Below are 24,383 nucleotides of genomic sequence, written 5' to 3' on the forward strand. Positions count from 1 at the left end.
GGCGCCTTGCTGGGGCAGGCTTTATCTCACGGACGGGCGTAGCTCACTTCCAAGTAATTCGTGCAGACCTTCCTTAGGCGGGCCGTGTTCTTGGCCAAGCCGCGGTAGCGCACCTTGGCGTAGCCGAACTGCTGCTTGACCACCCGGAACGGATGCTCGACCTTGGCCCTGATGCTGGCCTTGAGCTTCTCGGCCTTCTCCCGAAGCCTGTCGAGCTCCCGCGCTGGATCGAGCCGGCGCCGCTTGCCAGGACGCATGGCCACTTCCCAGCGCACGACGCTGCCCTCGCACTCCTTGCGCTTGTCCACGCCCTGGTAGCCCGCGTCGCCCCAGGCATCGCTTTCCTGCCCATGCAGCAAGGCCGCCGCCTGGGTGACATCGGCGACGTTGGCGGCCGTGCCGATGACGGTATGCACCAGCCCCGAATCGGCATCCACGCCGATGTGGGCCTTCATGCCGAAATGCCACTGGTTGCCCTTCTTGGCCTGGTGCATCTCCGGGTCACGCTTGCCCTCGGCGTTCTTGGTCGAACTCGGCGCGGCAATGATGGTGGCGTCGACCACCGTACCGGTCTTGAGCATCAAGCCCTGCCGGGCCAGGGTGGCGTTGATGGCGGCCAGCACCTTCGGCGCGAGTTGCTGCTTCTCCAGCAGGTGCCGAAAGCGCAGGATGGTGGTCTCATCGGGCATGCGCGCCGAGCCGTCGAGCCCGACGAAGCGCCGGTACAGAGGGCGCTCGTGCAGTTCCTCTTCCATGGCCGGATCGCTCAGGTTCCACCACAGCTGCAGGCAGTGGATGCGCAGCATGGTCTCCACTGCAAAGGGTGGGCGGCCTCCCAGGGCCTGGTGCGCCCCGCGGGCATGGGGCTGGATCAACGCCACCAGCGTCGACCAGGGCACAACCTGGTTCATCTCTTCAAGGAAGACTTCCTTGCGCGTCTTCTTGGGCAGCGGGTCGAGGCCGAGGTTGATCTGGTCCATGGCCCCGATCCTCGCTCATCCGATGCTTGCCTGCCACCGGGCCGGGAGGTTTTGCAGACCTTCCTTAGCAGCCCTTGCACCTGAAATTGAAAAACAAAAAGAAAGAGCTAAGGCTGGGATGCGTACGAAAGATTCCCGCCGTCGAGTTAGGGCGGCTCGACCGCTGGCCGACACAAAGCAGAGCCTCACGAACGGCCCTATGGCCGCCGTGAGGACAGTCAATTGCCACCATATACGACTCATCCGAGCGACGGCGGCGACCATGGCCAACGCAGAGGCTGTCCAGACATGAAGCAGGAGCGACGCACGCCGCAGTACACGACGCGGTGGGAGGACGTTCCCATTGTGAGCGTGATCCCTGTGGTGTACGTCCAGATGGCTGCCGAACAAATCCCCAACGCATGAGCGTGCTTGCGTTGGAGCTGACGGGAGATGGTCCAATCGGGTCCATTTTTCTGAGAGTGTTTTGCGATTGTGATTTCGACATCTTCTTGGCCAGGCGGCTGGCTCCTGGCGACCACGCTGATCCTTTGCTTCAGCGTCTGTGCTCCCACCCCGACATCGGCGCGTACGTCTCAGTTCGACAGAACGGCGTCACTAACACCCGAACCCAGCAGTTTTGCGCAGTGCCCGCAGTTTTTTATGGGCGGGAACCCTCCGGCCATCACACCCCGCCCTCAGCTGCGTGAGCTGTGCTACGAAGCCTTTGCGGTGCTGCACAGTGGGACGACCCGACCCGAACGCCGGTCTATGTGGCGCAGCGTCTGAACCGACGCAGCGTCGAGGATGCGGACGAGAAGCGTGCCAAGAGATTCTTTGCAGATGCGCGGCTGCCCAGTGGCGAGCGGGCAGAGCTGGAGGACTACAGGAACTCCGGCAAATCCATCAGGGCTTGGTACTGGCTGCCCGACACCATGAACAGGCGCTGATCTAGCAGGGTTTGCTCGGCGGCCAAGCAGGTGCTGTCCAGAATGAAGTCCGTCAGGGATTCATGCGCCACCTCGGCGGCACGGCGCAGCGCCACCTCCTGTTCGGGTGTAGCGCGTAGTCCCAACCGAGCAGTGCGTACAGAAGGAGGACCGACTAGAAGGCATGCCGGACTGGCCCGCCATGGCGCTGCGCGAACTGCAACAGGTGGCGGGTGATGCCTTGCCGCAGGACGGTGCCGAACTGTTCGCCGCGCTGTCGGCGATGAAGCAATGCGAACTGGTCAAGCGGCTGGCAGTGTGTGTGGCCGTGACAGTAAACATGGGGATACCCCGTGCCACCACGCAGCAACCGAACGCGGAACTGGCGCAGATCGAGGGGCTGGATAACCGTTCAGTTCCCTCCTTCGTCACTTTCTGCTCGCACCGTAACCATGGTGACCATGCCCATACTGCTTCGTTTGAGCCTTGCACAAGTAACTCGCCCGATAAAAGAACGCCGAAACCGACCCAGGATCGTTGCGCGCGAGCATGTACGACGGATTCTCAGTGAAATGCACTAGCGGCTTGGCGCTCTCGACTGTCTCATTCAGGGCACTTGCCCAAGCCTCCCAGATGCGATTGGCGATATTTCCGCCAGACGCTCGGTAGGTGCCCAGCCAATTAAAAGCGTGCCCATTCAAGAACATCGCGAAGTGGTAATGGACTCGACCACAATCACCGACCTCTCTCACCCAGAAGTATCGAACCTCGGTGTCATGGAAAAACGAGCCCTCCTTGGCAAGGCATTGCCTGTTATGCCTTATTTTTGCCTTGAACGACTCGATAAACCTGGATGCCACGGAATTGCAAAGCTCAACGGAGTTTGCATCCATACCCAGAGGAAGATGAAGATCAAACCTGAACGCGAAGACCTTTGAATATTGGGTCAGTGACTTACATACCACCGCATGCAATGCCTCCAGGTACTCCTTGATCATGGGGTAGCTCCTCCCCATGACAGATAGTTCGTTGTACTCATCACCCAAATGTAAATGATGATTCTTACCTAATTCGTAATCCATAGCAACCTCACTCACTTCAATGCCTAACCATTCATCCATGATGTTAGTATTTATTTATATTACCAATACCTAGATCAAAAATTAAGACAATCACTCAACTCACAAATCCCCCCCTCTAAGGAACAGCAGAAAATCATTCACACAACGAATTTCCCACTCTGGAAAAACGGGATGATCAATAGGCCGCTCTCGACTCCTTTCGCTGACGCAACCACTCCTCAATCTCTTCCTGAAGCCAGCCAACGGATCGAGGTCCCAGCTTCAGAGGCTTTGGAAAGTGGTTGTTTTTCATGTACAGATAAAGCGTGGATCGTGGTAGGCCAGTTACCTCACGCACCATGGGGAGTCTCAATACCTTCATGCCTTGCACCTTGCGAAGTTTCGTACAGAGCATTCCCACGGTCCGTTTTTCTTTATTGGGCCTGTCGTTTATTTACCATGGACGGGGAAGCACAGAGCCACGCGCGAGACAGGTCTCTCCCAGTGAACTTGGTCGACGTGAGTCCCCCATGGGCCGCCGGAAAACCAGGACAGCCGGAAACAGTTCGCCAGATGGGCTCAATGACATTGACATGGAGCAGCTAATGAAAAGTGTCATATATTCAATCTACTTTTCTTCTAGAAGCAATCTACATTGCACCTCCATCATCTCTTTTTTTCATCTATAATTCATCATGTTTCCTCATGGAGAATCATCATGGCAGTGAGCAGTGAAAAAAAAGACGTGCTATCGATTTATTTTGGCGTACGACTAGCTTCCGAGCGCTTGTTTTCTCTTGTGTGGACCATGATTTGCACATACGATCCGCAATTTCAAAATCAAAACATCGAAGGAAATTCAGAAGAAATCATCAGATATTTAAACAACAGCCATGGGCTACGAGAAAATGTGAAAAACATGCTTCGATACGCCTTAATTCCAGACGAAAATCTTGATTGGATCACAGATAGCAAACGGCAGCTCACATGGATTTTTAACTACATCAAATCGATCCCCGGAGCTCAAAAGTCCCCCATACGAGTTCCAATTCATTTATCAAAGAGAAATCAGGTCATTGCCTATCTTGACTATTGGTCAGGAACATCTCTCCCCGACGTACTGGCACGCCTTGGATTCAATCACACAATGCAGAGCAACTGGGAGATTCAAACCAAGCCGGATCGCCACTTTGACTGGCTGAAGAAAGATGGCAGCCCGGAAAAGATAAATTTCCTCTGGGATTGGCTGCCAGCCAATAGTGGAATATTTACTGGCAGGAATATATTTATCGGACATGAGGCAAGATTCAAAAACCACGAAGATGTTCTAATTTTCTCCGATCAAGCCAGACTATCCAATGCAGACATTATTCTTCTGAACCAGAGAGCCCGGAGAACATGGCTCCAGCGGCAGCAGAGGGCCAAGGCGGTGGATAAAGGGCAATGCAATTTCGTACTAACAAAGAGCACGATCGCCAAGCTGGAAAAGCTCGCTCAAAAGCATCGCTCAAACCGAACCGAGATAATTGAATTGCTTATCAACGAGGAGTTCAGAAGCGAGCACCACATTCACCAAGTAAAGCTCCGCCCACTGAGTCCAGAAACCCAAAAAATAAATTAATCGCCCCTAGAGGGGCGCGTAATATTTCAGAGGTATCACATTGCACGAAAAGGCCGTGCAATAGCCGAGCACATAAGCCATGGTCACGGCCACGGCCACGGCCATTTGGCTCTGACGGACAGGGTCTAGATGTGGGTTCACCGAGAACCTCCTGACGGTTGCAGCGGTAGACCTGGATATGCGTGGAGCAATATCGATAGGATGTTTCTCAACGCGATTGCGAAGGGACTCAACTCACGCGGACTTGGCACAAAAATGCGCCCATTCTTCCATCATCTGGCGCCGTTTCTCCAAGGCATCCCCCCGGCGGTAGGCGGCCTCGACCTTGCTCTCCAGCGTGTGCGCCAAGGCCTGCTCCGCCAGCTCCCGGGGGTAGTCGGTCTTCTCCCCCACCCAATCGCGGAAGGTGGAGCGAAAGCCGTGGGGCACGGCGTCCACGTTCATCCGGCGCATCACGGCCGTCATGCTCATGTCCGAGAGTGGCTGCCCCTTGGTGCCAGGAAACAGCAGTTCCGTGTCTTCAAATCGAGGGAGTTTGTGCAGTAAATCCATGGCCGCCTTGGATAGCGGGACACGGTGCTCGGTGCTGGCCTTCATCCGCTCGGCGGGGACCGTCCAGACGGCGGCTTGCCTGTCGATCTCCGACCAAGTCGCGCCCCGTGCCTCTCCGGACCGCGCGGCGGTTAGCACCACGAATTCCAGGGCGCGCGCCGCGATACCTTCGCGTTGGCGGAGATACGCCATGAAGCGCGGAAGATCCTCGACGGGAATGGCACGGTGGTGTTCGACCTTCTGGATCTTGGAGGGGGCCGCCAACACCTTGTCCAGATGGCCTTTCCAGCGCGCCGGGTTCTCCCCGGTCCGGTATTTGCGCACGGTCGCCCAGTCCAGGATGGATTCGATGCGCCCCCGCAACCGGCTGGCCGTCTCGTTCTTCGTGCTCCAGATCGGCTCCAGGCAGGCGAGTACGTGCGGGAGATCGATCACCGACACGTTGAAATGGCCGAGGTGAGGCATCGCATAGGTCTCGAGCGTGTTCTCCCACTGCTGGCGGTGCTTGGGGTTGCTCCACTCGGGCGCCTTCGCCCGCAGGAACTCTTCCATGCACCAGCGAAATGTCTTTTCGGTGGCAGCCTGCGCGGCCAAGGCCATGCGCTGTTGCTTTCGCGGGGCCACGGGATCCACCCCTTCGCGCAGGCCGGCGTGGATCTCCCGAGCCTTGTCGCGAGCCTCGGACAGCCCCACGGAGGGATAGGCACCCAGGCCGATGTCGCGCCGCTTGTCACCCACCATCAGGCGCAGAACCCAGCCCCTATGGCCTGCGCTGACTCGCAAGTGCAGGCCAGGAGCACCGCCCACGGCATGCCGCCCATCGGTCTTGATCGCCGCCACGGCGCGATCGGAAAGCTGCCTGGCCACCTTGGGCATGGGAGGGTCTCCGCCAAAAAATCTTGTCCCACATTATGCCCACATAAAACACTGGCTGTGGCTAGAGCTGATTGGATCTTCTTGGACAACAAATAACAAATAATCTATTTGAAATCAATAACTTACCAAACATCCATGGACATCATTGGAACTGCATTTAGCGGACGCCCTCTCCGCCACGGTGAGATCAACGACAGCCTTTGCAACGTATCCGGTTGCAAAGGCTTTGTCTTTTGGGTCGATCAGATCCGTCAGTCCGGCGTGGAACGGTCTCGCCCAATGCGCGGCAAGCCGCTCCCATGCGTGTCGGCCGCAGCCTCGCTTGCTGGCGTTGTTTCCATCCCTTTCAGAACGCCTCGATCGACTGCACTGAGGCACTGTCCAACTGGACCGAACACCTAGCGTCCCTGGGCTTCGGCCGCTAGCATGGGTACCATGAACATCGTCATACCCTTGCTCGTGTTTTTCTTCATCGGCGGGGCGATGATCATGGCGCTTGGCGTATTCGTATTTCCGCTGTACCTGCTGGCGCTCTGGCACGCAAACAATAGCTTGGAAGAGGCGCACGCAGCGCAGCAACTGCTGGACCCTGATGGGGCTTCCAACGCTGAGCAGGTTTGTCCCTGTTGCGGTCAGGCTGTGCGTGTCCGAGCCCACCGTCGCAGGCGGCAGCGCAAGCAGCGGTATGCGCGGTCAGGTGAGGATTGAGCGCACAGGCAGCGGCTGTGAAATTGCACCGGACGACTGCTGCCCATTTAGCACCTGAGGCAGGCAGGCACACAGCCCGAAGTGCAGCCAAAAGGCTCTCCAGCCATGCTGGCGTGATGCCGGCTCTTCGGCCGTTGACCGCCCAGGTGGCCTTACTTGGTCAGCGACCGCCCTTGCGGTAGTACTGCGGCGTGTGACCTGTCCAGCGCGAGAACGCGTTCCTGAAGTTGGACACGTCGCTGTAACCCAGGCGCGAGGCCACTTCCACGGTGGACATGCGCGTTTTGCGAAGGTATTCGATGGCCAGCAGCTTCCGTACACCCGCCAGCAGCTCGCGGTAGGTCGTGCCCTCGGCTTCAAGGCGGCGACGCAGTGTGCGCACCTGCATGCCCAACTCAATGGCCATGGCTTCGGTGGTCAGGAACTGGCGCGGGGTCTTTTCCAGCAAGGCCCGCCGAACTTGCGAAGCGACGCCGCCGACGTGCGACATATCGGTCAGGAACTGCTGGCAGAACTCCTCGGCCATCAGATGGGACACCGCGTCCGGCGTACGACTGGGCTTGTCCAGCCAGTAGGGATTGATATCCCAGCGATTGACGGGCTGGCCGAACAGCACCGGGCAGCCCAGGTATCCGGCGTAGCGCTCGGCATTGGGTGGCGCAGCGTAGACGAACGACACCGCCTGAAAACTGAACTCGTCGCCATACAGATCGCGGCAAATCCGCGTCTGGGAAGCACTGAAAAATTCCAGCGCGAAACGATAGACCGGGTCGGTCGGGTCGGTGCTCAGGGCAACGCCCATGGTCAGCCAGGCGAGTTGCTCCTCACGGGCGAAATTGAGCAGCCGAATGACCGAGCCCGTCACCTGGTTGTACTTGAGCGTGAACTGGATTTGCTCCAACAGCGTAGGGCTGCTCAGGATGCCGTAGCCGTACATCCCATACGCCGCAACATGCATGCGCGTACCAGCGCGAAAGGCGAGGTCAGGATCCTGTGACAGCCGCAGGCCGTTCTTGATCACCGTCAGGAGTTGGGCATAGGAAACGCGCGTCGAAGTCGAATACAGCATGTCGGGCGTCAGCCCGGTCCCAGACAAAGCTTCCGGCGCGCCGACGCCCTCTTCCGCGAGCGTCGCCACGATGGCGGAGATTCTCTGCGGTGCGTACAGACGCGATTCCCAATCGAGCAGAAAACTACTAGCAGTCATCTTCAAGCTTCAATCACTAAAACACTTGCAACCACGGATTGCGTTTCAAAACGGAAAGTGCAACCACCATTCCCATCGTCCGAGTCCAAACGCATCCTGGACGCGCGCTGAATCGACTTGCCAAGTGCAATGGCACACACCTGTATTCAACTCGCAATCGATGTCATATTGGTATTACCACCAATCGAAACACCCCCCAGAGCATTCATTCACCCCATCGACTGTGGGCTCACGTTCACAACGTGAAGAAGTCAAGGTTAAGCCGAAATACCTCTCATTTTGATGGTTTAATTGACCTATTTCGATGTTAAATTTCTCCTCCTCCCTAGGCGAATTGACGCAATTACTGTCTATTTGGCCAAAGTCCACTCACATCGGTATATCCATGTCCTTTTTTCACATTTCCATGAATAACTCACACGGCAAACATCGACAATCGATCATTTGTTACAAAAATTCAACAATCAATCCTATTTTTACTACTAAAGCTATAGAATTTCCCCGTTATCACTTGTTTCAAGGAAATCAAAATGTCCCTCGATGCCAAGCTCGCAAGCGTCAGCACTACGATCCCGGAGTGTGTTGCGGCCGGATATGTCGATATCGGCTCAGGCATGTTGCTGTCAGTCAAGACGGTCGACTCGCACCCCCAGGAAGTGATCGCGTTGCTGGCAGCGGCAACGGCCGACATGTTTGCAGGCCCGAATATCAGCACGATCGAGCGGCTATTTAAAAAAGCTCGCGGCATCGCCGACGATGGGCATCACTATTTCCAGGAAATGGTGGTCAACAGCGACAACCTGGTGCACGTCTTCCTGCGCGGCAAGCAATATCCTGACTACGTGGCGGTCTTCGTCTGCCGAAAGAGCGCCAACCTTGGCATGGCCCTGACCAAGGCGCGCATGGCCATGCCTGAAATCGAAGGCGCGGTGTAATCCTTAAGCCGTACTCAGCTTCGTTTATCTGGCTGGTCTACCTATCCCGCTTTTTCCGGTTTTTTCGATGTCTGCCCTCCAGCTTTCAGGATTCGGCGTCTGTTTTGGGCACCGGGTAATACTGTCGAACATCGACCTTGAACTTCCCGCACAAGGTGTGGACGTTCTGATGGGGCCAGTCAAGACGGGTAAATCAACCCTGATGCGCACGCTCGCCGGTTTGAATGCCTGCACGACCATCCATCGGCATTGGGGATGCGCGAAACTGGCCGACCGACCGGTGGGTGCTGGCTGGCGGCCGACACTGGTGCAGCAGCATGCCGCGCTGTTCAAGTCTTCGGTTCAAGAAGCGGTGCTGGCACAGAGCGCGCCCGCCACGCGGGCACAGCGCGACGAGGCCGCTCGCGAGGCCTTGCAGGCCCACGGGTTGGGCAGCATCGCCAATGGGCTCCGCCAATCGGTGCTTGAGTTGCCGGTGCACCAACAGCGGGCGATCAACATCCTGGCGCATGCGCTGCCTTGCCCGCCGCTGCTGATGGTCGATGAGCCGACCTACGGCCTTCCGCCCGATGCTGCCCAGTGGCTGGTGGACTGGCTGCGCGCGCTGGGGGACAAGGTGCGCCTGTTGGTGGTGCTGCACCACCAGGGCCAGGCCCGACGGCTGGCCGACCGCGTGGTGTTGCTCGGGGGAGGTGTTGTGCTGGCGCACGGGCCAAACCCGCGCTTTTTTACCCATCCAGTCAACGACTGGGTGCGCCAGTTCGCGCTAAGCGGCAGCTTGTCGGTAGCATCGCCGGACGCGCGGGAAGAAGACCTTGACCCCTCGGTTCCGCCGCCCCCGCGCCTGCCCCAGGCCGCGCTCGACGCGGTGGCGGAATTCACGCAACGCCCGCCTCCGGCAGCACCCGTCGCGGCGGCCGTGCCACCGCCCTCGCCGCGGCCTCCACCGCCCGTGGATGTGCCGGCGCTCGCATCGATCGCTGTCAACGGCCACGCCACGACGCCACCGGCCAGGCATTGTGCGTCCACGGCGCCCATGGCCACGGTCGGCGCAGCGCTGCCGCCGCTGTCCCGCACGGGGGTCGAGACGGCCTCCATGGTCGGAAAGGCGATCATGACCGAGTACCGCGGGCCACACGGCTTTCATTGGATCATTCCCGGCACGCTCGCAGGCTGCGGCGAACCCGGCGCGATGGCGCCAATCGATTACGACATGCAGTTGCTCGCCAACCTGGGAATTTCACATCTCGTCACCCTGACGGAGAATGACATCGACGAGAACGCACTCGAACGCAACGGCCTGAAAAACATCCACCTGCCCATCTTCGACCGCGAGGCGCCCTCCGTCACACAGGCCTACATGCTGGTGCGGCGCATGCAGTTGCTGCTGGACCAGGGCCACGTCATCGCGGTGCATTGCAAAGCGGGCATTGGGCGCACCGGCACCATCCTCGCTGCTTGGCTGATACGTGAGGGGGGCCTGAGCGCATCCGACGCGATCGCCCGGCTGCGCAACATCCACACCTACTACGTGCAAACGCGCGAGCAGGAAGTCTTTCTCGAACGGTTCGAGCAGGACATTCTCAAGCGCACCTGAAGCGCCAGTATTTTCAAGCGAAACTGGCCTGAAGCGCGCTCTTATAGAGCGCAACCAGCTATCAAAAGCGCAGTGTCCTGACCCCATTGGCCGTGCCCAGCAGGCACACGCTGGCCTTCTGGTGCGCGAAAACACCCACGGTGACGACGCCCGGCCATTGGTTGACCTCGCTTTCAAAGCCCAGCGGGTCGGTGATCGCCAAACCGCGCACGTCCAGAATGTGCTGGCCGTTGTCCGTCACCAGCGGCTGGCCGTCTTTCACGCGCAGCGTGGCCTGCGCATTCATCGCGGCAAACTGGCGCGCAATGCGCTGCGCCGCCATCGGGATCACCTCCACCGGCAGCGGGAACTGCCCCAGCACGTCGACCCGCTTGGAATCGTCCGCGATGCACACGAACTGGCGCGCCTGCGCGGCCACGATCTTCTCGCGCGTCAGCGCCGCGCCGCCGCCTTTGACCAGGTAGCCCTTGGGGTCGATCTCGTCCGCGCCGTCGATGTAGACGGCCAGCTCGCCGACCTCGTTGGCGTCGTACACCGGGATGCCCAGTGCCTTCAGCCGCGCGGTAGACGCTTCTGACGACGACACGGCGCCGGCGATGCGGTCCTTGACCAGCCCGAGCTCGTCAATGAACTTGTTCACCGTCGATCCGGTGCCCACGCCCACGATTTCGCCGGGCACCACGTAGTCCAGCGCGGCCTGGCCGACCATGGCTTTGAGTTCGTCCTGGGTCATTTGCGACAATTCCTCCGGTTCACACAATGTCTTGCGAAGAATTATCCAATGGCCCTGCTCCCCTACGGTCTGGCGCGCCCCTTTCTGTTCAACCTGGACCCGGAGGCGGCGCACGAGATGACCATCGACGCCCTGGCGCGCGGCGCCGGCACGCCGCTGCAATGGGCCTGGTGCGGGGCGCGGGTGGACGACCCGGTCATTGTGGCGGGCCTGCACTTCCCCAACCGCGTGGGCCTGGCAGCGGGCTTGGACAAGAACGCGCGCGCCATCGACGGCTTTGCCGGCATGGGCTTCGGCTTTGTCGAAGTCGGCACCGTGACCCCGTTGGCGCAGCCGGGCAACCCCAAGCCGCGCATGTTCCGCCTGCCGCAGGCCCATGCCCTGATCAACCGCATGGGCTTCAACAACGACGGGCTGGACGCGTTTGTACGCAACGTCAGAAACTCCCGATTTCATAGCAGATCGCGCAGTTCTGGCAAGGGCCAACGCATGATTCTTGGCCTGAACATCGGCAAGAACGCGACCACGCCGATCGAGCGCGCCACCGACGATTACCTGATCGGCCTGGCCGGCGTGTACCCGCACGCCGATTACGTGACGGTGAACATCTCCAGCCCCAACACCAAGAACCTGCGCGACCTGCAAAGCGACGCCGCACTGGATGCGCTGCTCGGCGCGCTGAAAAGCCGCCAGCGTGAGCTGGCCGACGAACACCGGCGCCAGGTCCCGCTGTTCCTGAAGATCGCACCGGACCTGGACGCCTCGCAGGTCCAAGCCATCGCGGACGCGCTGCGCCGCCACGCCATCGACGGCGTGATCGCCACCAACACCACGCTGTCGCGCGAGGCGGTGCAAGGCATGCGCCACGCCGACGAGGCGGGCGGCCTGTCCGGCGCGCCGGTGCGCGAGGCCAGCAACCGCGTGGTGTCCGAGCTGCGCGCGGCCCTGGGCGAGGGCTTCCCGATCATCGGCGTGGGCGGTGTGATGAGCGGCGCCGACGCCGTTGCCAAGATCGACGCCGGGGCCGACCTGGTGCAGATCTACACCGGGCTGATCTACCGCGGCCCCGCGCTGGTGCAGGAAGCCGCCGCCCAGCTGCGCCAGCGCGCGGCCCGATGAATCCGACCCCGGGGGCGCCGGAGCCAGCAGACCCACCGGGCCGCCCGGACATCGAAGCCACCGGCGTCGGATCGGCCCACCCGGCGCCGTCGCCCGCGCCGAGCGCACCCGATGGCCTGCCCCAGCCCGCGCGGCGCTGGGCCATGGTGTGCATCCTGATCGGCATTGGCCTCTCGGTGCTCGATTCGAGCGTCGTCAATCTGGCGCTGCCCACCATCGCACGCGATTTCGGCGGGCCGGCAGCGCATTCGATCTGGATCGTCAACGCCTACCAGCTGGCCGTGCTGATGCTGTTGCTACCCTTCGCCACCCTGGGCGACAAGGTCGGCTACCGCAAGGTCTACATCGGCGGTGTCATGGGCATGCTGGTCGGCAGCGCCGGTTGCCTGTTGGCGCGCGACATGCCCACCCTGATCGCCTGGCGCGCCGTGCAGGGCGTGGGCGCGGCCGGGCTGATGGGCGTCAACGCCGCTCTGGTGCGCCTGACCTACCCGCGCGCCGAACTCGGGCGCGGCATGGCCATCAATTCGGCCACCGTGGCGGCCACGTCCGTGGGCGGGCCGGCCATCGCAGCGGCCGTGCTGTCGGTCGCGCACTGGCCATGGCTGTTCGCCATCAACCTGCCGCTGCTGGCCGGCCTGTTGTGGCTGGCCCCGCGCACGCTGCCATCGCCGCGCGGCAACCCGGCAATCCGCCTGCGCCTGGGTGACGTGTTGCAGAACGCCTGCACCTTCGCGCTGATCTTCCTGGGCGTCGAATTGCTCGGCACCCGCGCCAGCAGCAGCGCCACGCCCAACCTCACGCTCGGCGCAGCCATGCTGTTGGCCGGGCTGGCGATCGGCGCATGGTATGTGCGCGGGCAACTGGCGCGCAGCACGCCGCTGCTGCCGGTCGACCTGATGCGCAATCCGGTCTTTGCGCTCACCGTGGGCACGTCGGTGTTGAGCTTTGCGGCGCAGACGCTCGGCTTCGTCGCCATGCCGTTCCTGCTGCTCGGCGAGCATGGCCGCTCCACCGCCGAAGCGGGGCTGCTGATGTCGGCCTGGCCGCTCGGATCGATCGTGGTCGCGCCCTTGGCTGGCCGGCTGATCGGTCGCGTCAACGCTGGCGTGCTGGTCGCCATGGGCTTGGGCATCCTGAGCCTCGGGTTGGTCCTGCTGGCCACCCTGCCCGCAGCCGCCAGCAGTGTCCACATTGGCCTGTGCATGGCGCTGTGCGGTGTGGGTTTTGCGCTGTTCCAGTCGCCCAACAATTTCACGCTGGTGACTTCCGCGCCCACGCACCGTTCGGGTGGCGCCAGCGGCATGCTGGGCACGGCCCGCCTCATCGGCCAGACCAGCGGCGCGGTGGCGGTGGCCATCGTGTTCAGCGCGGTCGGCAGCCGCACCGGCGGTCCGATCACCGCCCTGTTTCTCGGTGCGCTGTCGGCCTTCGTGGCGGGCATGCTCAGCCTGCGGCGCCGGGCCGCGCTGGCGTCGGTGTGAGTCAGGAACCGGCCAACGCGGCGACAACGGCCTGCCCCAGCGCCAAGCAGCTGGTCAGACCAGGAGACTCAATGCCGAACAAATTGACCAGCCCGCGCACGCCGTGTTCGCGCGGGCCCTGAACCGCGAAGTCGGCCGCCGACTCGCCCGGTCCGCTGATCTTGGGGCGGATGCCGGAGTAGCCGGCCTGCAGCGCACCAGGGGGCAGGCCGGGCCAGTAGCGGCGCACTTCGGCGTAGAAGGCGTCGCCGCGGGCCGGATCGACCAGGTAATCGTCCGGGCCGTCCACCCATTGCACATCGGGGCCAAACTTGGCCTGGCCGCCCAGGTCCAGCGTCAGGTGCACGCCCAGGCCACCGGGTTCGGGCACCGGGTAAATCAGGCGACCAAAGGGTGCGCGGCCGCTCAGGGTGAAGTAGTTGCCCTTGGCGAAGTGCGCGCGCGGCACATGGTGCGCGGCCAGCCCGCGGGTGCGTTCGGCGAGCGCAACGGCCCCCAGACCGGCCGCGTTGACAACGGTGCGCGCGTGCAGGCGCACACCGCCTACCGCTTCAATTTCAATAGCTGCCTGCGCAGATGGTTGTAGGGCTGCAAGGCTAAAAACCTCTGAATTGACGGCCAGCATACCGCCCGCGTTCTCCAGATCGCCCAGCAGCGACAGCATCAGCCCGTGGCTGTCGACGATGCCCGTCGATGGCGACAGCAGCGCGGCGTGACAGGCCAGCGCAGGCTCCAGGGCCTGCGCCTCGGCCGCGCTGAGCAGGCGCAGGTCGTGCACGCCGTTGGCCGCGGCACGCCCCTGGATGGCCCGCAGCTCATCGACCTGCGCGGCGCTGGTCGCCACGATCAGCTTGCCGCAGCGCTGGTGCGCCACGCCGCGCTCGGCGCAGTAGGCGTAGAGCATGTCCTTGCCCTGCACGCACAGCCGGGCCTTCAGCGACCCTTGCGGGTAGTAGATGCCGGCATGGATCACCTCGCTGTTGCGCGCGCTGGTGGCGGTGCCAAAGGCTTCGGCGCGTTCCAGCACCATCACCTCGCGCCCCGCCAGCGCCAGCGCGCGGGCGACCGCCAGGCCAACCACGCCGGCACCGATGACGACGGTGTCCACGGTCTCAACGCCGTCGCTCATGCTTCGAATCCTTCCAGGACGTGGCAGGCGTTGTCGCCCAGTTCGGCGCTGGCGTAGCCGCCCTCCAGCACCATCACCGTGGGCAATGCAAGTCGCTGCAGACGGGCGCCCAGGCGCGGGAAGTCGTCGGCCTGCAGGCCAAAGCCCGCAATCGGGTCGGCGCCAAAGGTGTCCAGCCCGAGCGAGACGACCAGCGCGTCCGCCCCGTGCGCCGCCACACGCTGGCAGGCCGCGTCCAGCGCGTCGAACCAGGCATCGGGCCGCGTGCCCGCCGGCAGCGGCAGGTTCAGGTTGAAGCCCGCGCCCTCGCCCTCGCCGGTTTCGTCGGCGTGGCCGAGATAAAACGGATATTCCGTGCGTGGATCGCCGTGCAGGCTGACGAAGAGCACGTCGGCACGGCGGTAGAAGATCGCCTGCGTGCCGTTGCCGTGGTGGTAGTCCACGTCCAGCACCGCCACGCGCGCCGCACCGCCCTGGCGCAGGGTTTGCGCGGCCACGGCGGCGTTGTTCAGGAAGCAATAGCCGCCCATGAAGTCCGGCCCCGCATGGTGGCCGGGCGGGCGCGTGGCGCAGAACGCCGCGCGCTCGCCCGACAGCAGCGCGTGCGCTGCGCTGGCGGCGGCGTCGGCGCCGCCCTTGGCCGCGGCCCAGGTGCCCGCGGCCAGCGGGCTGCCGTTGTCCATGGCATACAGACCGAGCCGGGCAATGAAATTGGCGGGCTCCACGTCACTGCGCAGCGTGCGCACGGGCCAGACCGAAGGGAACGGCTGCACGTCGGCGTTGGCCCCATCCAGCGCCAGCCACTGCCGCCAGGCGTCCTGCAAAAAGGCCAGGTAGCGCGGCGCGTGCACTTCCGCCAGCACCGCGGTGCTGTCGTGCGTGGGCGACCCGACGGGCACGCCACGCGCCGCCAGGGCTTCCAGCACGTAGCGCGCGCGGGTCGGGTTCTCAAAGCACGGCACGCGCTGGCCGCGGAAGAATTCGTCGCGCGGGTTGTGGCCGGCCTGTTCGGGGTTGCTGAAGATGCGCATGGACTGGGCAAGTGTGCAGACAGCAGATTATCGCAGCTTCGCAATCGCCTGTTCTGCCAGCACCGTCCACTGTCAGACAGCGCTGACACACCCAGGCCGCGCCGCCCTACCAGCCCACTGCAGGCGCGCCGACCCGCGTGCTGGCGCGTACCCCCTACAGTGGCCTTCGACTCGGGGACTTTCCCCGTCCCGCAATACCCGAAGTGCAAGGAGATCACACCATGAAGCATCTGACCCCGACCCTCGCCGCGCTGCTGGCCGCCGCGTTCTTTTCCGGCCACGCCATGGCACTGACGAAAGCTGAGTACGACGCGGAGAAGGACCGCATCGAAGCGACCTACAAGTCCGAGAAGGAACAGTGCAAGTCGATGGCCGGTAACGCCAAGGACGTGTGCGAAGAGGAAGCTGAGGGCAAGGAAAAGATCGCAAAGGCCGAGCTGAAGGCGCAGCACGAGCCCACGCCGCGCAACCACCAGAAGGTGCTGGAAGCGCGCGCCGATGCGACTTACGAAGTCGCCAAGGAAAAATGCGACGACCTGAGCGGCACCGCCAAGAACGCCTGCGAGAAAGACGCCAAAGCCGCGCACACCAGCGCCAAACAGGCGGCCAAGGCAGCCAAGTAACCAGGCAAAGCGATCGCCGCCGCCTTGGACGGTGGTCGCGCTTTGCCCCCGACGAGCCGATCCGGTCGGCCGGGGCGCAAGAAAAAGAGAACTCAGGCCCGCTGAACAGCGGGCTTTTTCATGCATGCGCAGCGCGCACGCAGAGGCGGCTTCAGCCCAGGTCTTCCAGTTCGCGAAACACCGTCTGCTTGGGTGAAAAGCCGTGGTTCAGCGGACCAGCGCCGTGGCCGGTGCGCACGCCCGCGCCGCTCTTGAGCGCGTCCAGCACGAAGCTGCGCGCCGCCTCGGCCGCCAGGCGCAGCGGCAAGCCCTGCGCCAGGAACGCCGCCAATGCTGACGACAGGGTGCAGCCCGAGCCGTGCACGTTGGGCGTGTGCACGCGCTCCGAGCGCATTACGTGCGATTCGCCGCCGCGCTCGATCAGGTAATCCTGCACTTCATCGCCCGCCAGGTGCCCGCCTTTCAGCAGCACCGCGCGCGCGCCCATCTGCAGCAGCGCCTGGGCGGCCGCCGGCATGTCGGCCGCGGTGGCCACCGGGCGCCCCAGCAGCAGCGCGGCTTCGTCCAGGTTGGGGGTGATCAGGTCGGCGCGCGGAAACAGCTCGCTCACCAGCGCCTGCACCGCATCCGGCTGAATCAACGTGGCGCCGGTGGCCGAGACCATCACCGGGTCGAGCACCACGCGCGTCAGCCCGTGGCGGTCGATCGCCTGCGCAACCACGTGCACCAGCTCGGCGCTGTGCAGCATGCCGATCTTGACCGCGTGCGCACCGATGTCGGTGGCCACGGCGTCGATCTGCGCTGCCAGGAATTCCGGGGGCGCGGCGTGGATGGCGCTCACGCCCTGTGTGTTCTGCGCCGTCAGCGCGGTCACGGCGTTCATGCCGTAGCAACCCAGCGCGGCCAGCGTCTTCAGGTCGGCCTGGATGCCGGCACCGCCGCCGGAATCGGAGCCGGCAATCGCCAGCACGCGCACGTATTCATGGGTAGGAGGAAGGGAATCCATCGACATTTCATCGGCCCTTTGGTCGAAACAAACATGTCCAGAGCGCCATTAGAGCAGGTGCACCAGCCATCCGTATTTCAGAGCGCAACCCTGCGGGCTTTTCAATCGGCGCACGCCAGCGACGGGTGCGGCAGCGCCGGCACCGGCAAGCGCGCGGCCGCACGTCCGCGCGCGATGGCGGCCTGCCAGCCCGGTGCCTGCGCGGCGGGGTCGTCGCCCAGCCCGCGCACGATGCACACGCCCGCCGCGCCGCTGCGGGCAGCTTCTTCCGCCTGTGCGTGCTCCAGGATGCCGCCGATGGCCACCACCGGCGCGCCCGCCATCTGCACCCACCAGGCCAGGTTGTCCAGACCCTGCGGCACCCAAGGCATGTCCTTGGTCAGCGTGGGCCAAATCGGCCCGCAGGCCGCGTACCAGGGGTGCAGGCCGCGCGCGCGTGCCAGCTCCCACAGGCTGTGGCTGCTGATGCCCAGCTGCAGGCCGGTGGCGGCCAGCTCGGCACGCCCGGCGGTGCCCAGGGTGTGCAGGTCTTCCTGGCCCAGGTGGAGGGCCAGGTGCGGCGCAGCGCTGGGTTCGCGTTGCGCCAACGCGTGGGCGATGCGCCAGTGGTCGTTGACGACCAGGGTGGCGCTCGCCGCTTGGCAGGCGGTCAGGGCGGTTTGGAGCTCAGTTTCGAGGCCGGTGAACCATGGCGCGTCCACGTCACCCGGCGTCTTGATGCGCAACTGCACCGTCTTCACGCCGGCCTGCAACACGCGCTGCACGCGCGCCGCGCTGTCGACGATGGCGTACAGGCCGAGGTCGGCATTCTCAGATGAAATTCGGCTCTGGCCCTTGTCCCATCTGCGCAGGCAGCTATCCAAATCGTAGTCGTCGCCCCAGCCCATGCAGGGCGTCAACGAGGGATCGGCGCCAAACCCGGCGGCCGCCGCCACGGGGCCAGCGCCCTGCCCCGCTGCATAGCCGCGGCGCAGCGCGTGGGTGGTCGCCATCTTGGCGAGCACCAGCGCATCGGGCGCGACAAAGCCCAGCGCCATCGCGGCGGCGGCGCTGCTGGCGAACGTGCAGCCGGTGCCATGGGTGTGCGGCGTGGCCACGCGCGGCAGCGCCAGCCAGCCACTGGCCAGCAGGGTCTGCACCCAGTCGAGCGACCAGGTGGGCTGCGCCGCGCCCTCGTCGCCGCCGGTCACGCAAACGCTGGCGGCGCCCAGGGCCTGCAGCGCGGCGGCCAGCGCGGGCGCGTCGGTGCTGTCCGGCAGGCCGGCGAGTCGCAGCGCCTCGCGCCGGTTGGGGGTGAGCAGCGTGGCGCGGGGCAACAGCAGGTCGCGGTAGGCGTGAAGGGTGGCCTCGCCTGCGAACGCAGTGCCGCTGGACGAGCGCAATACCGGGTCGACCACCAGCGCCACGCTGGGCTGGCGTTCGCGCAGGCGGTCCACCCAGCGGGCGACCACGGCGACTTGCTCGGGGCCGCCCAGCAGACCGGTCTTGATGACGGTGGGCGGCAGGTCATCGGCCAGGGCGGCGAGTTGCGCGTCCAGCACCTCGGGCGCGACGGGAACCACCTGCGTCACGGCCTGCGAGTTCTGCGCCGTGATGGTGGCAACCACGGGACACAGGTGCACACCGAACGCCTCGGCCGCGCGCTGGTCGGCCGCCAGGCCGGCGCCGCCACCGGAATCGTTGCCGGCAATGCTCCAGACAATGGGCTTGGCGTAGTCGGATACTTCTTTTTTTTTGATAGCTGCCTCCGCAGGTGGTTGTAGGGCCACGGTCAGTTTCCGATCAAAAACGGGTTACCGGTCACCGGGGTGGTGGCGGTGGCGAAGTCCTGCTTGGCCATCACGCCGGCGCGGTAGGCGGTGCGCCCGGCCTCAATGGCCTGGCCGAAGGCGGCGGCCATGCGCAGCGGGTCGCTGGCCTGGCTGACGGCGCTGTTCAGCAGCACGGCGTCGAAACCCATTTCCATGGCCTGCGCGGCGTGGCTGGGCGCGCCGATGCCGGCGTCGATGATCAGCACCACGTCCGGCAAACGCTCGCGCAGCGTGCGCAGCGCAAAAGGGTTGATCAAACCCTGGCCGCTGCCGATGGGCGCGCCCCAGGGCATCAACAGCGGGCAGCCGGCGTCGAGCAGGCGCCTGCAGGTGACCAGGTCGTCGGTGCAGTACGGGAAGACGGTGAAACCGTCCTTAGCCAACTGCCGCGCGGCCTCGACCAGCTCCACCGGGTCGGGCTGCAACGTGTATTCGTCGCCCACGACTTCCAGCTTGACCCAGGGCGTGTCGTACAGCTCGCGCGCCATGTGCGCCAGTTGCACGGCCTCGCGCGCCGTGGTGCAGCCGGCGGTGTTGGGCAGCAGGCGCGCGCCCTGCGTCTGCATGGCGGCGCGGATGATCTCGACAAAGCCGTTGTCGCCCGCCGCCGCCAGCTGGCGCTTGAGGCCCACGGTGACGATCTGCGCGCCCGAGGCGACGATGGCCTCCCCCAGCACCTGGGGCGATGGGTAGCCGGCGGTGCCGAGCAGGAAGCGGCTGGTCAGCGCGGTTTCGCCGACCCGCCAGACGTCGGCGGCAGAAAAATCAAGAGTGGTGGTCATGAAGAGATTCGCTTGAATGCGTGAAAACGGAGGCAAGGGGAGGAGGCGGCGTCAGCAGGTTCCGACAAGGCGCGGGGGCAAACGCGCACAGAACCAGCACGGCGACACGAGCACGATGTCATTTCTGGTCGATTCTGCATTCCCAAGGAGCCCCCATGAGCACCCCACCCCAAGCCGCCGACATTGAAAAACTGGAACACGCCTTTTGGCAAACCATCGTCGACGGTCGCCATCAGGAAGGCGCCGCGATGCTGACCGAACCGGCCGTCATGGTGATGGGCCGGGGCGCGATGCGCTTTGACCACGCGCAATACCTGCAGATGGCGGGTCAGGCCGACGCCGCCATCGAAAAATTTGCGCTGTCCGACGTGGAGGTCCTGCTTCCCACCGACGATGTGGCCGTCATCACCTACAAGGTGCAGCGCACCATGAAGCCGGCTGGCGGCCAACCGGCCGAAATGGCCACGGTGGATTCGAGCACCTGGGTGCGCCAGGGCGGCCAGTGGCTGTGCGCCGTGCACACGGAAAGCATGGCGCCGGCCGCCTGAGCGCAGGCAAGGCGCGTCAGCGCGCCACCAATCGTGCTGGCGACGGCGCGGCCTACCCACCGATCCGCTCTTCATTCGATAGCTTGCTGCGCTTGTCCGGCAATGCTTGGCGGTCAATTTGTTCACAGATTCAACCACCCAGCCCGCAAGCCCCAGACGCCGATGCCAGCCGCCACCAGCAACGCGACAAACGCCAGCCACTCGGCGCGCGACAGCAGCGCGCGCCCATGTTCGCGCCGCGCCCAGGCGTACAACAACGCCCCCGGCGCGTACAGCAGGGCGGACAGCAGCAGGTATTTCATGCCGCCCGCGTACAGCAGCCACGCGGCGTACAGCACAGCGGCGGCGCCCACGCCCATGTCGCGCAGGCGCAGCGCAGCCTGCGCCGCCCCGTAGCCCTGCCCGCGCCAAGCCAGCGCCAGGGCAAACAGCGCCGCCCAGGTGTAGGGCAGCAGCACCATGGAGGTGCCCAGGTTCACCAGCGACAGGTAGGTCGAATTGCTGACCAGCGTGATCAGCAGAAAGGCCTGCACGCAGCCGCTGGTCAGCCAGAGCGCCGGGGCCGGCACGCCGCGCGCGTTTTCACGCGCCAGCCAATGCGGGGCCGTGCCGTCGCGCGCGGCCATGTACAGCGTCTCGCTCGACAACATCAACCACGACAGCAGCGCGCCAGACAGCGAGATCAGCAGCCCCACGCTGATCAGCGCCGCACCCCACGGCCCCACCACGTGCGCGAGCACATGTGCCATCGACGGGTTCTTCAGCCGCGCGAGTTCCGGTTGTGACAGCACGCCCAGCGACAGCAGGCTCACCGACACCAGCAGCGCCAGCGTGAACAGAAAACCCAGCAACGTGGCGCGACCCACGTCGATGCGGCGCGCAGCGCGGGCCGAATACACGCTCGCGCCTTCCACGCCAATGAAGACCCACACGGTAACCAGCATCATCCCGCGCACCTGCTCGGTCACGCTGCCCAGCGCAGGGTTGGCACGGCCCCAGATGTCCTGCGTGAAAAGGTCTGTGCGGAAAGCCAGCGCGACCAGCAGCACGAACAAGCCCAGCGGCACCAACTTGGCCACCGTGGTGATCTGGTTGATGACCGCCGCTTCCTTGATGCCGCGCAGCACGAGCGCGTGCATGGCCCACAGCATGACCGACGCGCAGCCCACCGCCAGCGGCGTGTTGCCGTCGCCAAACACCGGCAGGTAGTGGCCCAGCGTGCTGAACAGCAGCACGTAGTAACCCACGTTGCCGAGCACCGCCATGAACCAATAGCCCCAGGCAGAGCTGAAGCCCACGAACGGCCCGAAGCCGGCGCGCGCGTAGGCGTACACCCCCGAGTCCAGATCCGGGCGGCGCAGTGTCAGGTTCACGAACACGAAGGCCAGCGCCAGCATGCCCAGCCCGGTGATGCCCCAGGCCAGCGCCGTGGCGCCCACGCCCGCGCTGGCCGCGGTGTTCTGCGGCAGCGAAAAAATGCCGCCGCCGACCATCGAGCCCACCACCAGCGCGGTCAGTGGGCCAAGTCGCAGTTGGGCAGGGGCGGTCAAGGCGCGGCTCCGTGCGCCCACAGGCTCAGGCGGTCCTGCATGAAGCCTGCGCGCCACGCAGCGGCCACGTCGCCCTGCCGCCGCACATCCAATGGCAAGGCCGTCACCACAACTCGACCACCTTGCCGCCGTGGCGCTCCACCTGGGCTTGCAAAAAGTCCCGCATCGGATCGGGCAGGCTCTCGAGGGGCAGCGTCATGGGCGCGCCGCCGGCAAGGATCAGCGTCCAGTGCTCAGGGTACTGGCGCAACTGCGTCACGCGCGGCCAGGCCAGCGCAATCTCGCCGTGTCGAGTGGCGATTTGAAACCGCGCGTCCGACAGCGTCAGCTGCGCTGTCGCGGGCTCGCCCAGATCGCGCAACGCCACGCGCGCGCGCCGCGCCAGAAGCCAGCGCATCGACCATGCGAACAAAAAGCACAACAGCCACACCGCGGCCAGCGCCTTGTCCCACCACATGGAAGACGCGCTGGCCCACCCGAACAGCAAAGCTCCGGCCAATACGAGCATCGCCCACCAAAAGCTGGATCCAAACAAGCTGTGCCAGTAGCGGCGGGTCGCCATTTGCACCAGCTGCGGCGAATAGCGCAACTCGGCCTGAAGACTCACGCCCGCAGCGGCCACCCTCAACCGCCCACGATCGGCTGAAACAACAGCACCACGTCGCCCGCGACCAGCACGCGCTCGCGCGAGCCGCGCGCGACGAAGTCACCATTGACGGCGGTGCTGACGGATTTCTCTTCATGCCCCAGGGCGGTGACCAACTGCGCCAGTGTCGTGCCGGCGGCAAGCCAACGCGGATGACCGTCCAACTGGATAGGAACGGCGCCCGCGCCGGGTGCGTCTTGCGGAACAAAGATATCGGTACTTTTCATGGCTTGGCCGGCGCCCAGATTGCGGGGCCAGCTATTCAAATCGCAGCAAATTCGGCAATGTCGCACCGCTACCACGCGGCGCATCAATGCGCGGCTTCGGTTATACCCCCTGCCAGGGAAGGCAGGCCGAGGGCGTGCGCGGCCGGTGCGGCCAGCGCCTGTTCGACCAGCGCCGGCGCCAGCAGCCAGCCGTGACGAAACAAGCCGTTGATCACCAGGCGGCGCCCCGTCCATTCGACGCGCGGGTTGTTGTCGGGCGAGGCCGGGCGCAGGTTGACGTCGAGCTTCAAGATGCGCGCCTCGGCCAGCGCTGGCACGACGCTGTGGGCGGCGGCCATCAACTCGGTCGCACTGCGCAGGCTGACCGGGGAGCGGTCTTCGCTTTCGACCTCGCTGGCGCCCACCAGCACGTCCTGCGGTGATCGCGGCACCACGTACACACGGTGGCGCGGGTGCAGCAGCCGCACCGGGCGCGTGAGGCCGTGGCCCGGCGCCTGCAACCAGACCACTTCGCCGCGCACGCCGCGCACCGGCACATCGGGCCGCGCGCCCACGCCGCGCACGTCGATCACCACGTCAAACGCCAGCATGCGCCCGTCGGCCAGGCGCAGCGTGCCGCCGCCCTCGCCCGCCTCCACGGCGATCACGCGCTGGCCCCAGTGCCAGTCGACGCCAGCCGCGTCACCGTGCAGCGCCATCAATGTGGCCACGGTGTCGATCTGGCCTTCGCCCGGCAGCAGCCAGGCATGCGCCGGCCCCTGGATGGACGGCTCCAGCGCGCGCAGCGCGGCCAGGTCCAGCGCCTGGGCGCCTTCCGGCGGGCTGGCGTCGCGCCAGGCGGTCGTGGCCGTGGCCGTGGCCAGTCGGTCCAGCATGCGGCGCGCCGAGCCCAGGTCGTTGCGGTGCGCCACCAGCAGGCTGCCACGGTCGGCAAAGGCGGGCTGTGCCGGCAGCGCTGCGGCGATGTCGCGCCACAGCGCCAGCGAACGCCAGCCCAGCGCGGCCACCGCAGGCTCGGCGTTGTCGAGTTCGGCCAGCGGACTGAGCATGCCCGCCGCCGTGAAACCTGCCGCCGTGGGCACGTAGGGATCGGGCGCCTGGCTGCGCGGCACGGGCGCGGGTGAGGCGGCCGTGTCGAACACGCTCACCTGATGGCCCGCCCGTGCGAGCTGCCACGCCAGCAGGCGGCCCAGCAGGCCCGCGCCCGCCACCCCGATGCGCATCGACTCGATCATGATTTCGCTTTCAA

26 protein-coding genes and 1 pseudogene are annotated in these 24,383 nt (G+C 64.6%); 11 read left to right on the top strand and 16 right to left on the bottom strand.

Going from position 1 to position 24,383, the window contains the following annotated elements:
* Positions 1-26 precede the first annotated feature (26 nt).
* Complete coding sequence (locus tag FVQ98_RS09745) at positions 27-980, bottom strand: IS5 family transposase (protein ID WP_147913252.1); 954 nt, start codon at positions 978-980, stop codon at positions 27-29.
* Between the two features lie 288 nt (positions 981-1,268).
* Between FVQ98_RS09745 and FVQ98_RS20305 the strand changes: the two genes are divergently transcribed.
* Complete coding sequence (locus FVQ98_RS20305; protein ID WP_147913253.1) at positions 1,269-1,385, top strand: DUF4113 domain-containing protein; 117 nt, start codon at positions 1,269-1,271, stop codon at positions 1,383-1,385.
* 347 nt (positions 1,386-1,732) lie between these two features.
* Positions 1,733-1,909, top strand: coding sequence for a hypothetical protein (locus FVQ98_RS20310; protein ID WP_370512939.1), 177 nt, complete (start codon positions 1,733-1,735; stop codon positions 1,907-1,909).
* Here FVQ98_RS20310 and FVQ98_RS09760 read toward each other — a convergent pair.
* Positions 1,843-2,034, bottom strand: coding sequence for a type II toxin-antitoxin system TacA family antitoxin (locus FVQ98_RS09760; RefSeq protein WP_147913254.1), 192 nt, complete (start codon positions 2,032-2,034; stop codon positions 1,843-1,845). The two genes, FVQ98_RS20310 and FVQ98_RS09760, sit on opposite strands and share 67 nt — an antisense overlap.
* A 20-nt stretch (positions 2,035-2,054) precedes the next feature.
* Here FVQ98_RS09760 and FVQ98_RS09765 point away from each other — a divergent pair.
* Positions 2,055-2,294 (top strand): annotated as a pseudogene (locus FVQ98_RS09765) (chromosome partitioning protein ParB); the annotation flags it as partial.
* A gap of 22 nt (positions 2,295-2,316) precedes the next feature.
* Here FVQ98_RS09765 and FVQ98_RS09770 read toward each other — a convergent pair.
* The gene (locus FVQ98_RS09770; RefSeq protein WP_370512940.1) at positions 2,317-3,009 is read right to left on the bottom strand and encodes an inovirus Gp2 family protein; all 693 of its coding nucleotides are present in this window, start codon (positions 3,007-3,009) and stop codon (positions 2,317-2,319) included.
* Between the two features lie 136 nt (positions 3,010-3,145).
* On the bottom strand, positions 3,146-3,364 hold the full coding sequence (locus FVQ98_RS09775; protein WP_370512945.1) for a helix-turn-helix transcriptional regulator: 219 nt from the start codon (positions 3,362-3,364) through the stop codon (positions 3,146-3,148).
* Positions 3,365-3,667: 303 nt separating this feature from the next.
* Between FVQ98_RS09775 and FVQ98_RS09780 the strand changes: the two genes are divergently transcribed.
* Positions 3,668-4,570, top strand: a complete 903-nt coding sequence (locus FVQ98_RS09780; protein ID WP_147913256.1) for a hypothetical protein — start codon at positions 3,668-3,670, stop codon at positions 4,568-4,570.
* 234 nt (positions 4,571-4,804) lie between these two features.
* Here FVQ98_RS09780 and FVQ98_RS09785 read toward each other — a convergent pair whose 3' ends face one another.
* Positions 4,805-5,998 (bottom strand): tyrosine-type recombinase/integrase, encoded by a 1,194-nt coding sequence (locus FVQ98_RS09785; protein ID WP_147913257.1) that lies wholly within the window; start codon positions 5,996-5,998, stop codon positions 4,805-4,807.
* Positions 5,999-6,433: 435 nt separating this feature from the next.
* Between FVQ98_RS09785 and FVQ98_RS09790 the strand changes: the two genes are divergently transcribed.
* On the top strand, positions 6,434-6,706 hold the full coding sequence (locus FVQ98_RS09790; RefSeq protein ID WP_147913258.1) for a hypothetical protein: 273 nt from the start codon (positions 6,434-6,436) through the stop codon (positions 6,704-6,706).
* Between the two features lie 160 nt (positions 6,707-6,866).
* On the opposite strand, the gene FVQ98_RS09795 is transcribed toward FVQ98_RS09790, so the two are convergent.
* On the bottom strand, positions 6,867-7,913 hold the full coding sequence (locus FVQ98_RS09795) for an AraC family transcriptional regulator (RefSeq protein ID WP_255507732.1): 1,047 nt from the start codon (positions 7,911-7,913) through the stop codon (positions 6,867-6,869).
* Between the two features lie 530 nt (positions 7,914-8,443).
* Here FVQ98_RS09795 and FVQ98_RS09800 point away from each other — a divergent pair.
* Positions 8,444-8,848, top strand: a complete 405-nt coding sequence (locus FVQ98_RS09800; RefSeq protein WP_147913260.1) for a hypothetical protein — start codon at positions 8,444-8,446, stop codon at positions 8,846-8,848.
* A gap of 67 nt (positions 8,849-8,915) precedes the next feature.
* Positions 8,916-10,445 (top strand): phosphatase domain-containing putative toxin, encoded by a 1,530-nt coding sequence (locus tag FVQ98_RS09805; RefSeq protein ID WP_147913261.1) that lies wholly within the window; start codon positions 8,916-8,918, stop codon positions 10,443-10,445.
* A 61-nt stretch (positions 10,446-10,506) separates the two neighbouring features.
* Here FVQ98_RS09805 and rpiA read toward each other — a convergent pair whose 3' ends face one another.
* A complete protein-coding gene (rpiA, locus tag FVQ98_RS09810; protein WP_147913262.1) occupies positions 10,507-11,178 on the bottom strand; it encodes a ribose-5-phosphate isomerase RpiA in 672 nt (223 codons plus the stop codon).
* 48 nt (positions 11,179-11,226) lie between these two features.
* On the opposite strand from rpiA, the gene FVQ98_RS09815 reads away from it, so the two are divergent.
* Positions 11,227-12,297: a quinone-dependent dihydroorotate dehydrogenase gene (locus FVQ98_RS09815; RefSeq protein WP_147913263.1), complete on the top strand. Its 1,071-nt coding sequence runs from the start codon at positions 11,227-11,229 to the stop codon at positions 12,295-12,297.
* The gene (locus FVQ98_RS09820; protein WP_147913264.1) at positions 12,294-13,781 is read left to right on the top strand and encodes an MFS transporter; all 1,488 of its coding nucleotides are present in this window, start codon (positions 12,294-12,296) and stop codon (positions 13,779-13,781) included. Before FVQ98_RS09815 ends, FVQ98_RS09820 begins: the two co-directional genes overlap by 4 nt.
* A gap of 1 nt (position 13,782) precedes the next feature.
* Here the strand turns inward: FVQ98_RS09820 and FVQ98_RS09825 are convergent, their stop codons facing one another.
* Positions 13,783-14,910, bottom strand: a complete 1,128-nt coding sequence (locus FVQ98_RS09825; protein ID WP_147913265.1) for an NAD(P)/FAD-dependent oxidoreductase — start codon at positions 14,908-14,910, stop codon at positions 13,783-13,785.
* Positions 14,907-15,941, bottom strand: coding sequence for a histone deacetylase family protein (locus FVQ98_RS09830; protein ID WP_147913266.1), 1,035 nt, complete (start codon positions 15,939-15,941; stop codon positions 14,907-14,909). The genes FVQ98_RS09825 and FVQ98_RS09830 overlap by 4 nt, the downstream gene beginning before the upstream one ends.
* 221 nt (positions 15,942-16,162) lie before the next feature.
* Between FVQ98_RS09830 and FVQ98_RS09835 the strand changes: the two genes are divergently transcribed.
* Positions 16,163-16,564 (top strand): hypothetical protein, encoded by a 402-nt coding sequence (locus FVQ98_RS09835; RefSeq protein WP_147913267.1) that lies wholly within the window; start codon positions 16,163-16,165, stop codon positions 16,562-16,564.
* 151 nt (positions 16,565-16,715) lie between these two features.
* Here FVQ98_RS09835 and thiD read toward each other — a convergent pair whose 3' ends face one another.
* The 3 genes from thiD to FVQ98_RS09850 all read right to left on the bottom strand — a co-directional run bounded on the left by thiD (position 16,716) and on the right by FVQ98_RS09850 (position 20,163).
* On the bottom strand, positions 16,716-17,576 hold the full coding sequence (gene thiD / locus FVQ98_RS09840; protein ID WP_147913268.1) for a bifunctional hydroxymethylpyrimidine kinase/phosphomethylpyrimidine kinase: 861 nt from the start codon (positions 17,574-17,576) through the stop codon (positions 16,716-16,718).
* A gap of 95 nt (positions 17,577-17,671) precedes the next feature.
* Positions 17,672-19,339 carry a PfkB family carbohydrate kinase gene (locus tag FVQ98_RS09845; protein ID WP_147913269.1) on the bottom strand — a complete coding sequence of 556 codons (1,668 nt, stop codon included), beginning with the start codon at positions 19,337-19,339 and terminating at the stop codon, positions 17,672-17,674.
* A gap of 2 nt (positions 19,340-19,341) precedes the next feature.
* On the bottom strand, positions 19,342-20,163 hold the full coding sequence (locus FVQ98_RS09850) for a thiazole synthase (RefSeq protein WP_147913270.1): 822 nt from the start codon (positions 20,161-20,163) through the stop codon (positions 19,342-19,344).
* A 155-nt stretch (positions 20,164-20,318) separates the two neighbouring features.
* On the opposite strand from FVQ98_RS09850, the gene FVQ98_RS09855 reads away from it, so the two are divergent.
* Positions 20,319-20,711, top strand: a complete 393-nt coding sequence (locus FVQ98_RS09855; protein ID WP_147913271.1) for a nuclear transport factor 2 family protein — start codon at positions 20,319-20,321, stop codon at positions 20,709-20,711.
* Positions 20,712-20,833: 122 nt separating this feature from the next.
* On the opposite strand, the gene arcD is transcribed toward FVQ98_RS09855, so the two are convergent.
* The 4 genes from arcD to FVQ98_RS09875 all read right to left on the bottom strand — a co-directional run bounded on the left by arcD (position 20,834) and on the right by FVQ98_RS09875 (position 24,369).
* Positions 20,834-22,282: an arginine-ornithine antiporter gene (gene arcD, locus FVQ98_RS09860; RefSeq protein ID WP_370512941.1), complete on the bottom strand. Its 1,449-nt coding sequence runs from the start codon at positions 22,280-22,282 to the stop codon at positions 20,834-20,836.
* An 82-nt stretch (positions 22,283-22,364) separates the two neighbouring features.
* Entirely contained in the window at positions 22,365-22,868 is a 504-nt protein-coding gene (locus tag FVQ98_RS09865; RefSeq protein WP_147913273.1) for a hypothetical protein, read from the bottom strand.
* A gap of 17 nt (positions 22,869-22,885) precedes the next feature.
* Positions 22,886-23,134 (bottom strand): sulfur carrier protein ThiS, encoded by a 249-nt coding sequence (gene thiS, locus FVQ98_RS09870; RefSeq protein ID WP_147913274.1) that lies wholly within the window; start codon positions 23,132-23,134, stop codon positions 22,886-22,888.
* A gap of 83 nt (positions 23,135-23,217) precedes the next feature.
* Positions 23,218-24,369, bottom strand: a complete 1,152-nt coding sequence (locus tag FVQ98_RS09875; protein WP_147913275.1) for an FAD-dependent oxidoreductase — start codon at positions 24,367-24,369, stop codon at positions 23,218-23,220.
* Positions 24,370-24,383 lie beyond the last annotated feature (14 nt).

Origin of the sequence: Ottowia flava (assembly GCF_008017535.1) — a bacterium.
In the GTDB taxonomy this organism is placed as follows: domain Bacteria; phylum Pseudomonadota; class Gammaproteobacteria; order Burkholderiales; family Burkholderiaceae_C; genus Ottowia; species Ottowia flava.